The organism is Shewanella cyperi (assembly GCF_017354985.1).
In the GTDB taxonomy this organism is placed as follows: domain Bacteria; phylum Pseudomonadota; class Gammaproteobacteria; order Enterobacterales; family Shewanellaceae; genus Shewanella; species Shewanella cyperi.
Map to the genome: position 1 here is coordinate 3,685,824 of NZ_CP071501.1, position 14,935 is coordinate 3,700,758.

General features: G+C 54.7%; 7 protein-coding genes. 2 read left to right on the forward strand and 5 right to left on the reverse strand.

Annotation, left to right across the window (positions count from 1 at the left end; translation table 11 throughout):
- Positions 1-89: 89 nt before the first annotated feature.
- The gene (hemE, locus tag JYB84_RS16410; protein WP_207321083.1) at positions 90-1,154 is read right to left on the reverse strand and encodes a uroporphyrinogen decarboxylase; all 1,065 of its coding nucleotides are present in this window, start codon (positions 1,152-1,154) and stop codon (positions 90-92) included.
- 402 nt (positions 1,155-1,556) lie between these two features.
- On the opposite strand from hemE, the gene rsd reads away from it, so the two are divergent.
- On the forward strand, positions 1,557-2,021 hold the full coding sequence (gene rsd, locus JYB84_RS16415) for a sigma D regulator (protein WP_207321084.1): 465 nt from the start codon (positions 1,557-1,559) through the stop codon (positions 2,019-2,021).
- Positions 2,022-2,132: 111 nt separating this feature from the next.
- Here rsd and acnB read toward each other — a convergent pair whose 3' ends face one another.
- Positions 2,133-4,730 carry a bifunctional aconitate hydratase 2/2-methylisocitrate dehydratase gene (acnB, locus tag JYB84_RS16420; RefSeq protein ID WP_207321085.1) on the reverse strand — a complete coding sequence of 866 codons (2,598 nt, stop codon included), beginning with the start codon at positions 4,728-4,730 and terminating at the stop codon, positions 2,133-2,135.
- Positions 4,731-5,166: 436 nt separating this feature from the next.
- On the opposite strand from acnB, the gene hxpB reads away from it, so the two are divergent.
- The gene (gene hxpB, locus JYB84_RS16425; protein ID WP_207321086.1) at positions 5,167-5,829 is read left to right on the forward strand and encodes a hexitol phosphatase HxpB; all 663 of its coding nucleotides are present in this window, start codon (positions 5,167-5,169) and stop codon (positions 5,827-5,829) included.
- 60 nt (positions 5,830-5,889) lie between these two features.
- Here the strand turns inward: hxpB and JYB84_RS16430 are convergent, their stop codons facing one another.
- The 3 genes from JYB84_RS16430 to JYB84_RS16440 form a co-directional block, all read right to left on the reverse strand.
- On the reverse strand, positions 5,890-7,935 hold the full coding sequence (locus JYB84_RS16430) for a M13 family metallopeptidase (protein ID WP_207321087.1): 2,046 nt from the start codon (positions 7,933-7,935) through the stop codon (positions 5,890-5,892).
- 147 nt (positions 7,936-8,082) lie between these two features.
- A complete protein-coding gene (locus JYB84_RS16435) occupies positions 8,083-10,287 on the reverse strand; it encodes a patatin-like phospholipase family protein (RefSeq protein ID WP_207321088.1) in 2,205 nt (734 codons plus the stop codon).
- A 74-nt stretch (positions 10,288-10,361) separates the two neighbouring features.
- Positions 10,362-14,813, reverse strand: a complete 4,452-nt coding sequence (locus JYB84_RS16440) for an EAL domain-containing protein (protein ID WP_207321089.1) — start codon at positions 14,811-14,813, stop codon at positions 10,362-10,364.
- Between the last annotated feature and the right edge of the window lie 122 nt (positions 14,814-14,935).

Sequence of the window (14,935 nt, forward strand, 5' to 3'; positions counted from 1 at the left end):
TCCATATTGGCGGATAAGTTGGCACAGGGGATAGCGGCTGGCAAGTTATTGGCAGGCATAAAAAAGCCCGCTTGATGCGGGCTCTTGGGTTATTTGTGATATTTGCGCGACTTCTCGTGCACCGCCTTGATAAAGGCGCCGGCATGCTCGGGATCCACATGCTGATGGATACCGTGCCCCAGGTTGAATACGTGGCCTGTGCCCTCGCCGTATCCGGCCAGGATCTGCTCCACTTCTTCTTCGATGCGTGGGATGGGCGCGTACAGCATGGAAGGATCCATGTTGCCCTGCAAAGCCACCTTGTGACCGACGCGACGACGGGCATCGGCGATATCCACTGTCCAGTCCAGGCCCAGGGCATCACAGCCGGTTTCGGCCATGGACTCCAGCCACAGGCCACCACCCTTGGTAAACAGGGTAACTGGTACCTTGCGACCGTCGGCTTCACGGGTCAAACCATCGACAATCTTCTGCATGTAGCGCAGGGAGAATTCACGGTAGGCGCTGTGTGACAGGGCACCACCCCAGGAGTCGAAGATCATTACCGATTGGGCACCGTTGGCGATCTGGGCATTGAGGTACAGGGTGACAGAATCGGCCAGCTTATCCAGCAGCAGATGCAGTGCCATCGGCTCTGAGTACATCATACGTTTGATTTTTTCGAAGGCCTTGCTGGAGCCGCCTTCAACCATGTAGGTGGCCAGGGTCCAGGGAGAGCCGGAGAAACCGATCAGCGGCACTTCGCCCTTAAGCTCACGGCGAATGGTGCTCACCGCCTTCATCACGTAACCCAGTTCATCTTCGGGATCGGGAATGGGCAGCGCCTTGATGGCTTCCAGAGTATCAGCCTTGCGCTCAAAGCGCGGGCCTTCACCGGTTTCAAAGTAAAGTCCCAGGCCCATGGCATCGGGAATGGTCAGAATGTCCGAGAACAGGATCGCGGCGTCCAGCTCATAGCGGCGCAGCGGCTGCAGTGTCACTTCACAGGCCAGTTCGGCATTTTTGCACAGTGACATAAAATCACCGGCCTGGGCGCGGGTCGCGCGGTATTCAGGCAGATAACGGCCTGCCTGGCGCATCATCCACACTGGGGTCATATCCACGGGTTGCTTCAGCAAGGCACGCAAATAACGGTCATTCTTCAATTCTGCCATTTGGCTCGGTTCCTGTTCTTATTGGCAAACTGGGCGCTAGTTTAGCATTTACGCGACTAAAAAAACCTGCCCGAACGTAAATCTGTGAACTTAGGCAACTTGGCGACAGGATTAAGGGGCCGGGATCATAAAAGCACTGAATTCGAGAGCCATCACCCGTTATATGACAGAAAAAAGTTGCGCCCTCAGATCCCCTTTGGTATAAAAACTGGGCGCTAGCAAGAACAATCAAGAAGCTCGTCACATCGAGCCCAAAGACACATAATTCGCCCGGTTGCAGGTCTCTGCAACCGGGTTTTTTATTGCTGCTCTGAGCTGATGGAATTGCTGCCGAAAACAGTTGATCCCGTCCCTGTTTCTCTCCTACAGTAGAGGCAAGGTTGACGGACAACGAGGCAACAAATGCTAAGAGAGCTGGAAAAAGCCGAACAAAAGTGGGGCGGAGCAAATAAAGCTATTGATCAATGGCTTAATAATCGCAGAAACCTCTTGGTGCATTACTGTCGCATCGCGGGCTTGCCCCCCTATGAGAATGGCAACAGTTTGCCGTCCGTTGATAACGTCCGTTCTTTCTGTGAGATGTTGGTGGACTACGTTTCCGAGGGCCATTTCGAGGTCTATAACCAGGTGGTCAGCGCCTGTGAAAAGCATGGCCAGACGAGCAAGGCCGTGGCTCAGCAATTACTGCCCAAGATCAATGACACCACGGATGCGGCACTGGACTTCAATGACAAGTACACCGAAGCTGCGGATGACAAGGTGCTGATGCAACTGGATTCAGACCTGTCGCGCCTCGGCGATGCCATGGAGACCCGCTTCCAGCTGGAAGATCAGCTCCTGGAAGTGCTGCACACCCGCCACTCCTGATATGGAATTTCTGATTAAGGTCGGCATCGCCGGCCTTTTTTATTGGCGTATTTTCCACTTTGGATAAAACAAAAAAGCCGGCTTAAGCCGGCTTTTTCAATTGCTGCGGGGTTAGACCGCAGACTGGAAGATCACCTTGGACGCCTTGTCTGTGTAGGAGTCTATCTGATCGAAGTTCAGGTAACGGTAGGTATCGGCGGCAGTGGCGTCGAGTTCCTTGGCGTATACCTGATATTCCTCGGCAGTTGGCAGACGACCCAGCAGGGCAGCCACGGCAGCCAGTTCCGCTGAGGCCAGATACACGTTGGCACCTGTACCCAGACGGTTCGGGAAGTTACGGGTAGAGGTAGATACCACGGTTGAACCGTCGGCCACGCGAGCCTGGTTACCCATACACAGAGAACAACCCGGGATTTCGATGCGGGCACCGACACGGCCGAAAATACCGTAGTAACCTTCTTCGGTCAGCTGATCCTTGTCCATCTTGGTTGGCGGCGCAATCCACAGACGGGTAGGCAGAGTCTTGGCAAACTTGTCCAACATCTTACCTGTGGCACGGAAGTGACCAATGTTGGTCATACAGGAGCCGACGAACACTTCATCGATCTTGGTGTTGGCCACGCTGGACAGCAACACGGCATCGTCCGGATCGTTAGGGGCACACAGGATAGGCTCCTTGATGGCATCCAGATCGATTTCGATAACTGCGGCGTACTCGGCATCCTTATCGGCTTCCATCAGCTCAGGATTCTTCAGCCACTCTTCCATGCCCTTGATGCGGCGCTCTATAGTACGGCGATCACCGTAACCTTCGGCAATCATCCACTTGAGCATGACGATGTTGGAGTTCAGATACTCGATGATAGGATCTTTATCCAGCTTGATGGTACAACCGGCAGCAGAACGCTCGGCAGAGGCATCGGACAGTTCGAATGCCTGCTCTACCTTCAGGTGCTCCAGACCTTCGATTTCGAGAATACGGCCGGAGAAGATGTTCTTCTTGCCTTTCTTCTCAACGGTCAGCAGACCCATTTCGATGGCCTTGTGCGGGATAGCGTGTACCAGATCGCGCAGGGTGATACCGGGTTGCATCTTGCCCTTGAAGCGCACCAGCACTGACTCAGGCATATCCAGTGGCATCACACCTGTGGCAGCCGCGAAGGCCACCAGACCGGAACCGGCTGGGAAAGAGATACCGATTGGGAAACGGGTGTGAGAGTCACCACCTGTACCTACTGTATCGGGCAGCAGCATACGGTTCAGCCAGGAGTGGATAACACCGTCACCTGGACGCAGGGAAATACCACCGCGGTTCATGATGAAGTCAGGCAGGGTGTGGTGAGTGTTCACGTCCACTGGCTTTGGATAAGCGGCAGTGTGACAGAAAGACTGCATGGTCAGGTCCGCACTGAAACCCAGACAGGCCAGATCTTTCAGCTCATCACGGGTCATAGGACCTGTGGTGTCCTGCGAACCCACAGAAGTCATCTTGGGCTCGCAGTACTGACCGGGACGCACGCCGGCTACGCCGCAAGCCTTACCAACCATCTTCTGGGCCAGGGTGTAACCCTTGCCGGTGTCGGCCACGTCCTGGGGACGTACGAATTCTTTGGAAGCCGCCAGACCCAGCACTTCACGGGCCTTGTCGGTCAGACCACGACCAATGATCAGTGGAATACGACCACCGGCGCGGACTTCGTCCAGCAGCACGTCGGTCTTGAGTTCAAATTCGGAGATCACTTCATCGCTGCCGTGACGCTTCACCACACCTTGGTATGGGAAGATATCGATCACGTCACCCATGTCCATCTTGCTCACGTCCAGCTCGATTGGCAGGGCGCCGGCATCCTCCATGGTGTTGAAGAAGATTGGGGCAATCTTGCCACCCAGACAGAAACCACCGGCACGCTTGTTGGGTACGTTGGGGATATCATCGCCCATGAACCACAGCACAGAGTTGGTGGCAGACTTACGGGATGAACCTGTACCTACCACGTCACCCACGTACACCAGTGGGAAGCCTTTGGTCTTCAGCTCTTCAAGCTTCTTGACCGGGCCAATCACGCCTGGTTGATCGGGCTCAATGCCGTCACGGGCGTTTTTCAGCATCGCCAGGGCATGCAGCGGGATATCGGGACGAGACCAGGCATCGGGAGCAGGAGACAGGTCGTCGGTGTTGGTTTCACCGGTCACCTTGAACACGGTCAGGGAGATCTTGTCCGCCAGCTTGGGACGGCTCAGGAACCACTCGGCGTTGGCCCAGGACTCAACCACTTGCTTGGCAAAGGCGTTGCCGGCGTTCATCTTCTCAACCACGTCGTGGAAAGAATCGAACATCAGCAGGGTGTGTGACAGGGCCTTGGCGGCCAGCGGGGCCAACTTGTCGTTGTCCAGTTGATGGATCAGCGGCTCAATGTTGTAACCACCCTGCATGGTGCCCAGCAGCTCAACGGCACGTTCGGCACTCAGGATTGGAGACTTGGCGTCGCCCTTGGCTACGGCGTCCAGGAAACCGGCCTTAACATAGGCGGCTTCATCCACACCTGGGGGAATACGGTTTTCCAGCAGATCCAGGATAAAGGCTTCTTCGCCTGCTGGGGGATTCTTGACTAATTCAACCAGTTCGGCCACTTGATGGGCATCGAGTGGCTTAGGGACTACGCCCTCTGCAGCACGTTCTTCGACGTGTTTACGGTATGCTTCTAGCACGGCAAAATTCCTCTTTGTGTGGCGCTCTAACAGCGAAACTGCACGTCTTCTCGCCAAGTTCCAAGTGACATTAAAGGCAGTTGAACCCAAGGGGTGACGGACAGCTAGGTGACAACCACTGCTGTGTCCGCCCGGTTTTCATGCAGCAGACAGTCCGACAGGATCGACCCGGTTTTCCGGCCCGCAGTATACTACAGCTTTGCAAAAGTATGAATCGACTCACAAGCTTACGCAGGGAAAAGCCGGTATAAATTTCCCCACCGACGGGCAAGTTACTCCTGCAGTTAAACGATTGAAATTAGACAATAGTTTGAAACAAGACCAAAAAACAGCCAATACAAATACTTAGCAACAATAGTTGATTTAAATACTGCCTGCAGACCAAAATGAAGGCGCCGTTTTCAAGCAGAAAACTTTTTTAACTTCCGGAGCAGAAATGATCCCAAGCACGATCCAGGCAGTGATTTTTGACATGGATGGCGTCCTTATAGATTCAGAACCCGTATGGCAACAGGCCGAATACGAAGTGCTGAGAGATCTGGGATTACCCTTGCAACGCAAAGACATTTTGGAAACCGTCGGCCTGCGAATCGATCAGGTGGTGGATTATTGGTATCGACGTATGCCCTGGGACAATTACGACAATGGCGCAGTGGCGGCGCAGATTGTCGACCGCGTCATCGCATATATCAAAAAAGAAGGCGCACCCATGGCCGGGGTACTCGATGCCCTGGCGTGTTGTAAGGCCCGGGGCCTGAAGGTGGGCCTGGCGACCTCTTCCAGCTGGACCATCATAGATGCGGTACTGGATAAGCTTGAGATAAGGCACTGTTTCGACGCCATGGAGTCGGCCGAACATCTGGCCTATGGCAAGCCCCATCCCGAGGTCTACCTCAATTGCGCCGCCAAACTCGGGGTACCGGCCCGTCTGTGTCTGGCCATAGAGGACTCATTCAACGGCCTGATTGCGGCCCGTGCCGCCACCATGCACACCCTGGCAATTCCTCCGGCCCACGAGCGCGGCCAGCCCCGCTGGGTCATAGCCCATGAGCGGGCCGAGACCCTGACTGAGCTGCCAGCGCTGCTGGCGGGAGACTGACGACAGCAGGCAATAAAAAGCCAGGCAATTGCCTGGCTTTTTTATCTGTTATTCAGCAGATTACCAAATCTTGACCCTTTCTTCCGGGGCCAGATACATCTTGTCCTGCGCCTTGACGTCAAAGGCCTGGTAGAAACCGGTAATGTTTCTTGGCGTGCCCATGGCTCGGAAATGGCTCGGAGAGTGATTGTCGGTCATCAGACGGCGCCCCAGCTCCTCCTCACGGTAGTTGCGACGCCACACCTGGGACCAGCCCATAAAGAAGCGTTGGTCGCCGCTCAGACCGTCCATCACAGGTGCTTCCTTGCCGTTGAGGCTCAGATGGTAGGAGCGCAGCGCCACGGTCAAGCCACCGAGATCGCCGATGTTTTCGCCAAGGGTCAGATCGCCGTTGACGAATTTGCCCGGCAGGGCCTCAAAATGGCTGTACTGGGCAGACAGCTGCTTGCCGCGTTTCTGGAATTCTTCACGATCTTTATCGGACCACCAGTTACGCAGGTTGCCATCGCCGTCATACTTGGCGCCCTGGTCATCAAAACCGTGGCTGATTTCGTGGCCAATCACAGCACCTATGCCACCGTAGTTCACCGCGTCATCGGCTTCCATATTGAAGAATGGCGGCTGCAGAATGGCGGCCGGGAACACAATTTCATTCATCACAGGATTGTAGTAAGCATTGACCGTCTGCGGTGTCATATGCCACTCGGTGCGATCAATTGGCTTGCCGAGTTTACCCAGCATGTCGGCGTATTCAAACTTGGCGTAACGCACATAGTTGCCCACCAGATCGTCGGCCTTGATCTCCAGACCGCTGTAGTCCTTCCATTTATCCGGATAGCCAATCTTGTAGGTAAACTTGGACAGTTTTTCCTGGGCTGCCTTCTTGGTATCCGGTGTCATCCATTCCAGATCATTGATGCTGACCTCGAATCCCTTAATCAGGTTCTTGATCATGGCTTCCATACGGGCCTTGGCTTCCGGTTTGAAGTGCTGCTTGACGTATTGCTCGCCCACCAGCTCACCAATGACGCTGTCGGCCGCATCCACGGCAAGTTTCCAGCGCGGAGCCTGTTCCTCGATGCCCGCCAGGGTCTTGTCATGGAAGTTGAAATGCAGGTTGGCAAATTGCTCGCTGAGCAGTTCAGCGGCACCGTCCACCAGGTGGAACGCCAGATAATCCTGCCAGGCGCTGACCGGGAACTGCTGATACTGCTTGCCAAGGGCTTCGATGAAGGAAGGCTGGCGCACTATCACGTCTTTAACCTTGTCATCCATGCCGGCCTTGGCGGCAAAGGCTTCCAAATCGAAACTGCCGAACAGTTCGGTCAGCTCCTGACGGCTGTACTTGTTGTAGGCCTTGTTGGCGTCACGGGACTCGACCCGGCTCCATTGGTTCTGGGCGATAAAGAGTTCAATCTCGGCGACGCTCTTGGCGGCACGCTTGGCATTGGCATAGCCTGCGGCCTCCAGCAACTCGGTCACGTAATTGGCCATCGCCTCACGGTTGGCGACGAATTTGGGATCATCCTTGAGATAGTAATCCCGGTCCGGCAGGGTCAGGCCACTCTGGGTCATGTACACCGCATACTCAGAGGAGTTTTTGGCATCGTTATTGACGTAAAAACCGAACGGTGCGGTCACACCGCTGGTGAGCAGGTCCCCCATCAGAGCTGCCAGTGCCTGATGGCTGTTGCCGGCGGCGATAGCCTTCAACTGCACCTGAATTGGGCTGCTGCCCAATTGCTCCAGCTTGGCGGTGTTCATGTAGCTGGCGTAAAAATCACCGATCTTTTGCTCAGATGAACCTGCTTGCTTATCAGTCTTGGTGGCTGCGGCCTCGACTATTTCCTTGAGGGCTTTCTGGCTCTCGTCATAGAGCACAGAGAAGGCGCCGTAGTTGGATTTGTCGGCCGGGATTGGAGTGTTGGCCAACCACTTGCCGTTAACGCTGTAATAGAAGTCGTCCTGATGGCGCACTGCGGGATCAAAATTGGCCAATTCAATACCCGATACTACGGGAGTGCTGTTCTTGGCTTCCTGGTTGCTGCAGGCTGCCAGTCCCAGGCTGAGGGCTATGCCCAGTGCCAGAGTGGTTACTTTTGTCATGAGAGTCCCCGTATGTCCTTTTTATGGTCTGTTTATGTTTTTTGTGACCCAAGACTAACAAGACTGGCGCCCGGGCCGTAGTAGCAATTTGTAAATGTCTATTTGCAAATTGCCTGCGACCAGGGCGCCTCAATCCACATGCGGATATTAAAAATTCTTGCCGACAAACAGATAGAAGGCCCGCTCACCATCATCGGACAGACCAAATCCCAGCGCCGCCGGCCCCAGATCCGTGTCGGTACCTATATAGAGGCTACCGGCATAAATAAGATCGTTCAGGGCCACATCACTGCGTTGCCACCAGACATTGCCGGCTTCAACGCTGGCCCCCAGATACAAGGGATAGTCCTGCATTCCCAGGGCATCACGGCCCAGATCGTATTGATAGATAAAGGCGCCAAACAGCTTGTGGACCCCCAACAGGGAATTCTTGTGATAGCCCGAGAGATTGAGAAAGCCACCCAACTCCGACAGGTTCAGGGTTTCCTCACCTTCTTCATTGACTGTGGACAGCGACACCTTGCCGACAAAGGCGTGATTGCCAAAGCCCAGCGCCCCTTTCCAATCGGCCTCAACCTGCACCGAGGAAATGGAGGCCAGTTCTTCCGGCACATCATCAAATTTCTCTTTGCGCACATAGACATTCAGGGTCACACGGTTACCCGAGGTCGGAAAACTGATGCTGTCGAGGTTATCAAAGCCGAATTTGAAATAGCCACCATAAGAGTTGAAGCCAAAATCCGACACCAGTAAGGCATCGTTACTGAGGGTGCCAATTTCGCCGGTAAAGCCCAGCTCTATGATGCCATGTTGGTGATAGTTGTAGCCCAATCCCAGATCAGCCCTGTGGGTCTTCTTGGTCAACTCGAACAGCTTGTTATTGGCATCGAACAGCTCCCAGGCCTTAATTTCGTATTCATAACGACTGCGGCCATAGAAGGATTGGTCAGGGTCCAGTGGCTGATAAAACTCGGTGGCCGCCATTTTCTCGTAGCCGAGCTTCAGCTCGTTGCGCCATTCGGCACCTTTGCTGTTCACATCTGTCATGGTGTAGGCCAGATCCAGGGTCACGGCCGAATCCAGGGTGAAATCATCTTCCCAATTGAATCCCAACTGGAAGTAATTCGGCCCCCAGGATTTGGCCTTGGTGTTGACCGTCAGCACCCGACCGTCGGCGGTATCGGCAAACTCAGCATCCACCCGCTCAAAACGGTTAAGGGCATAAAGCCGCTCAATGCCCTGATTCAACTCTTCACTGGTCACAGCCTTACCGGGCGCAATGCCGAGGGTATCCCGCAGCAGGCTCTCACTGACCTTGGAGTGATTATCAAAAGCAACGCGCACCACGGGGCGCTCAAATTCACCCAGCCATTGCAGCGACTTTTGCCTTTTGGCCGCCCGATAGGCCAGGTATTCCTCCTCGGACAGACTCAGGTGGCTCAGTTGCGCCAAAGCTGCATTGGCAGCCACTTCCCCCAGGGGCAGGGCGCGGCTCATAACGCTGAAGTCTGTGGTGCTGAGATCATCAATTGCCGGACGGATCAACACATCTTTGTCGGTCAGCAGTTTTTTCTGTGCCTCGGTGCTGACGTTGGTCAGCATGGTCGACAACTGGTTCAGCACGGCTATGGTGCTGTTCAGCTGGCTCTTGTCCACCAGGGGGGAGCCTATGTCGACAGCAATCACCACCTCGGCGCCCATGGCCTTGACCACATCCACCGGCATGTTATTGGCAATGCCGCCGTCCACCAGCAACTTGCCGTCCTGAACCATGGGCTGCAAGGCGCCTGGTACTGTGGCCGAAGCCTGCATGGCATTGACTATGCTGCCCCGTGACAGGATCACTGGCTGACTGGTTTCCAGATCGGTCGCCACCGCCCGGTAAGGAATGGCCAGTTCGTCAAAGCTGCCAAATTGCCTGACCAAGTCCGTTGACTGACGCAGCAATATCGACATGGATTGCCCCTGCAGCAAGCCACTGGGGGTCTTTACCTCGTTGTCCACATAACCCAGATTAAGCGGAATGTTGTATTGATCCCGCAGCTGCTTGTCACGGTACCCCAATGACTCCCGCGGTATGGTGTCCGAATAGCCGGCATTCCAGTCCACGTTCATCATGATGGCCTCAATTTCCGTGGCGCTGTAGCCCAAGGCATACATGCCGGCCACATAGGCACCTATGCTGGTACCGGCCACATAATCCACGGGAATATGATTGGCCTCGAGCACCTTGAGCACCCCCACATGGGCGGCGCCCTTGGCCCCACCACCGCTGAGCACCAGACCAACGGTCGGCCTGGCCCAAGCCTGGGAGACGGATAACAGCAGCAAAAGCGGCACAAGACGGATCATGGAATGATTCTTCACAGTCAAAGGGTTAAAAACGGATTTATATCAGAAAACAAAACATTCTATTGGCCAGGTCCTTAGCTCTCGTCCAATCCGATGAAATTGTCCAGCTCCGGCAGCGGCATAGGTTTGGCAAAGTAATAGCCCTGAATTGTATGGCAACCCCGGCTGAATACCTGCTCAAGCTGTTCCTTGGTTTCTATGCCCTCGGCGACCACGTTGAGTTTCAGGTTGCGGGCCAGCTCGATAATACTGCTGACAATGGCCTGATCGGCTTCATTGGTGGCGATATCTATGAGGAAAGACCTGTCAATCTTGAGGGTGTTGACATCGAAATGTCGCAGGTACGCCAGCGAAGAGTAACCGGTACCGAAGTCGTCGATGGCCACATCCACCCCCATGGATTTGAGTTGCTGCAAATGCTGTCTGGCCACTTGCAACTCCTTCATCAGTACGCCTTCGGTGATTTCCAGCGCCAGATTAGCTATCGGCATACCGGTTTCTGCCAGGGTCTGTTGCAGATGGCTGATGAAATCGGCCTGACGGAAGTGGATGGCACTGACGTTGACTGACACCTTGAACGGCCCCTTGGCCAATCTGGCCCAGCGGGCACCATCCAGGCAGGCCCGGCGCAGCACCCACTTGTCGATATCGATCACCAGACCACAGGCCTCGGCCACCTTGATAAACACATCGGGACGAACGAAGCCATCCTTGGGATGACGCCAGCGGATCAGGGCCTCAACCCCAACCACGGCATCATCCTTGAGCACATCGATCTGGGGCTGATAGTAGAGTTCGAACTCTTCCCGCTCCAACGCCTTACGCAGATCGGTTTCCAATTTGAGGTGATAAAGGGCCTCGGCATTGCGCTCTTCCGAATAGTACTGGAAGTTACCCCGCCCTTCATCCTTGGCATGGTACATGGCCAAGTCGGCATTTTTAATCAAGGCCTCTGGCTGACGGGCATCATCGGGCCAAATGGAAATACCAATACTGGTGGAAATAAAAAATTCCCGGCCATAGAGCCTGAAGGGCATTTCTATCTGACGCAGCATGGACTCGGCCAGATGATTGAGACTGTCCAGATCCGTGCCCTGGTTAATCAAGACCACAAACTCATCACCGCCAAAGCGACACAGGGTTTGCTCGGGTTCCATACATGACTGCAAACGATTGGCGGCCTCCACCAGCAAGGCATCACCCATACTGTGGCCAAAGGAGTCATTGACGTGCTTGAACCTGTCGAGATCCAGGAACATCAGTGCCAGCTTGCCATCGTTAAGGGTAGCCTTGTGGATTGCCTGATTGAGGCGGGCCGAGAACAGGGAGCGGTTGGGCAACCCGGTCAGCACATCGTAGTTGGCCAGGCGGCGCAGATCGGCTTCACTGCGCTTGCGTTCGGTTATGTCGGAAAACACCACCACATAATGTTGGATTTTATCTTCTGCTCCCAGCATGGCGGAAACGTTGAGCCAAACGGGACAAACCTGACCGGCTGCCACCCGCAGCTCGCGTTCCCCGGTCCATGACTGGCCGTGCCCCAGCAACTCGCGGATCTCACTTTGTTCGCTGCTGCGCTCACTGACCAGGGAGACAAAACTGCGGCCCAACAAGGAATCGGCCGTCTCGCCCAGAATTGTCTGCGCGGCGCGGTTTGCCACCTTGATCTTCTCTGCAGCGTCGAGGATAAGCACCCCCTCGGAAGTGTTTTCAAAGGCCTGGGCCAGCAAATCCACCTCATCCTGTAGCTGGCGCTGCTGGGTAATATCACTGTAAATACCAGAGATTTGCTCGGGCAGCCCGTTTTCCCGGCTATGGCGGGTTGGACGACCGCGCACCCGCAGCCAGCCCCAATGACCGTCCTGACGCTGAAAGCGGTATTCGGCCTCAAATCTTGGCAGCTCCCCCTTTGCCACCTGGGACCACAGGGTCTCCACCCGCTCCCTGTCATCCGGATGGATAGGAATGTCTTTCACCGGACGTTCTATCATTTCCGCGTGACTGCCCAACACCCCACCACGGTTATCCAGATAGAAGTGATCCGTGTCAGCACGCCATTCCCACAGATCTGATTCACTGCCCTTGAGCGACTGCCTGAGTCTGTCCTCACTTTCCAGTAACGCCTGGTTTATGCGGCGGAATCGGGACACCTGTTTTTGGCGGGCAAATGCGGCGCCAATCGCCATGATGATAGAGAACAATACCAAGGCCCATTTAAACCAAGGTGTCTGCCACCAATATTGCTCCACCTGTAAGCGGTAGCTGAGCGGCACCTCGGACCAAATGCCGTTGCTTTGGCTGAGCACTTCCAGCAAATGCATTCCGGCGGTCAAACCAGACAGGTTAATCTGGGTCTGCCCATCAAGCAGCAGGTAACTGCCCTGCCCCAAATCCCCAGGCCGCCGCAAGCGATACTTCACCCGCAATGGTGAGTCGTCCAGCAGGTCGTGGCTGGTCAACTGTAAACTGACCATACGCGCCCCGGGAGCCACCCGGGTCATCTGCTCCGGCACCAACTGCAGCTCTGAATGCTCATCAAAGTAAACTGTGACCGACTCCAGCGAGACCTTGTCAGTGTTGAACCTGTTGCTGAGTTGGTTCACATCCACCAACACGGCACCATCGGGAGTGCCAAGATACAAGCCCTGATCCGGGTGGAAATAGACGGCGCTTTCGTTCAGTTCACTGGCCACCAGTCCATCGGTCACCGAGTACACTGAAACCTTACCCGAGAGTTTATGCTGCCGGATAAGACTGCGGGGACAACCAATAAGCCGGTACTCGCCGATATCACGCAGGAAAAAGATGCTGCTGCAATCAACCCGCCAATCCTGTCCCAAGGGCTGTACCAGACCTGTGTCGCCATGGTACTCCAGCAACCCCATTTGCCCACTGCCAATCCACAGTACACCCGGCGCGGGTTCCAACAGATGACTTACACCAGGAGTTCCCGACAGACCATCGAACAGGGCCAACTTGCTGACAAAATATCCGTCCTTGTCGAGATAGCCGAATTCGCCTTCGCCCCCAAGCCACAGCCTGCCGGTGCTGTCTCTGAGCAGGGTTTGAATACTGGGACTGAGCACCTGCCCTTCACGGGTTTTTATTTCCTGAACAGCAGGATTGAACAACCCGGGCTCCCAGAAGAACAAGCCGGTCGCGGTCACAAACCAGATGCGACCGGGTATTGCAGGGTCTCGGTAGGTGGAGAACACCAACTTGTGCCTTAAAGAATCGTTGCCCTGACTCCACTGTTCAAACCGTTGGCTGGTGAAAGAGGTCTTGTTGACCACATACAAGCCATTGGTGGTCGACAACAGCAGGTATTCGCCGTTAAGGGGGGTAATGTTATAGACGCTGTCGTTAAGTTCGAAATCATCCGGTACCAATAAACGGGAGCCGTCCTTGCCGCGCTCAAATGTCATCAAGCCAGCGTCACTGCCAAGCCACACCCGGCTGCCCTCGGTATACACGGACCAGATCATTTCATTGGCAAGCTTATAGCGGCTGTCGCCATCAAATTTGTCCAGGATAAACTTGGGCGTATCTGCGACTATGGCCAGCCCCTCGCCCGTGCCGCCGACCCATAACAACCCGGCGCTGTCTATTTCCATATCATGGATATACTCAATGTCGGCTTCTTGCTTGAGTGCATCCTTATAGGTTGTAGGTTCCTGGCCCGGAACCCACTTAAGCAGCCCCGCGCGACTGGCAATCCAGAAATGTCCGTTCCCATCTTCCACCATATGAGTGCAATAATAGGGCACCCTGGTTTCGGCCGTGATCTGCAGCTTGTCCAACTCAATACGAAACAGCCCTTCGCTGCTGCTCATCCACAGCCGTTGTTGCTTGTCTGCAAATAAAGATTTAATTTGCCCCGAGGTCTCATTCCAGGGCAACTGGGCCAGTTTTTCACCGGAACTGGTGCGTAACTGCAACTGGTAGAAACTGGCCAGCAGTATCCGGCCATCTTCAAGCCTGAGAACCCGTTTCCAAGGTCTGTCCTTATCCTGCTGTAAATGCACCAGGGAATGGATTTGCCAATGACGATAGTCCAGCTCCAGCAATTGGCCCGCATTGGTCAGCAGCAGCAAACGGGCATCCGGTAAACGGGTAGCATCCATAATGCCGCCACCGGGATAATCGGACATAAACTCAGGGCTGCCGATACGTTGAAAACTGTCGCTGGGAATATGATAACGATAGATATCCTGGTTAACCCCCACCAACAGGTTTTCCTTATCCAGTGGGATGACCTGATTGACGTAAGCATTGCTCAGGCGATTTTCCAGGCCTTTTTTGTCTATGCGCCTGACCTTGGTATTGCTTACCCGGTAAAGGCCATCTTCCGTCGCCAGCCAGGCAAAACCATATTGATCGAAGCTGATATCATTGATGACCCCGTTGGCCAAGCCATCCCGGGCGGCGAAAACCCGCTGCACCAATTCACCGGCATTCGCCCACTGCAACCCTGCGCAGCAGCACAGCAGGAGGAACATCAAACGGTGAACGGCTTTTCTTATCATGATTTTTCAGCTCAGGGGACTGCGCGGGAAAGGTCCGAAAAATGAACCTAAATCCCGACAATAATTACACATAATTTACAAATGTCACAACCTGCGACAAAAAAAGACGCCCGCAGGCGTCT

What these genes read in the sequence shown, in the direction of transcription:
- hemE (WP_207321083.1), bottom strand. Translation starts at nt 1,154, where the DNA reads ATGGCAGAATTGAAGAATGACCGTTATTTGCGTGCCTTGCTGAAGCAA.
- rsd (WP_207321084.1), top strand. Translation starts at nt 1,557, where the DNA reads ATGCTAAGAGAGCTGGAAAAAGCCGAACAAAAGTGGGGCGGAGCAAAT.
- hxpB (WP_207321086.1), top strand. Translation starts at nt 5,167, where the DNA reads ATGATCCCAAGCACGATCCAGGCAGTGATTTTTGACATGGATGGCGTC.
- JYB84_RS16430 (WP_207321087.1), bottom strand. Translation starts at nt 7,935, where the DNA reads ATGACAAAAGTAACCACTCTGGCACTGGGCATAGCCCTCAGCCTGGGA.
- JYB84_RS16435 (WP_207321088.1), bottom strand. Translation starts at nt 10,287, where the DNA reads ATGATCCGTCTTGTGCCGCTTTTGCTGCTGTTATCCGTCTCCCAGGCT.
- JYB84_RS16440 (WP_207321089.1), bottom strand. Translation starts at nt 14,813, where the DNA reads ATGATAAGAAAAGCCGTTCACCGTTTGATGTTCCTCCTGCTGTGCTGC.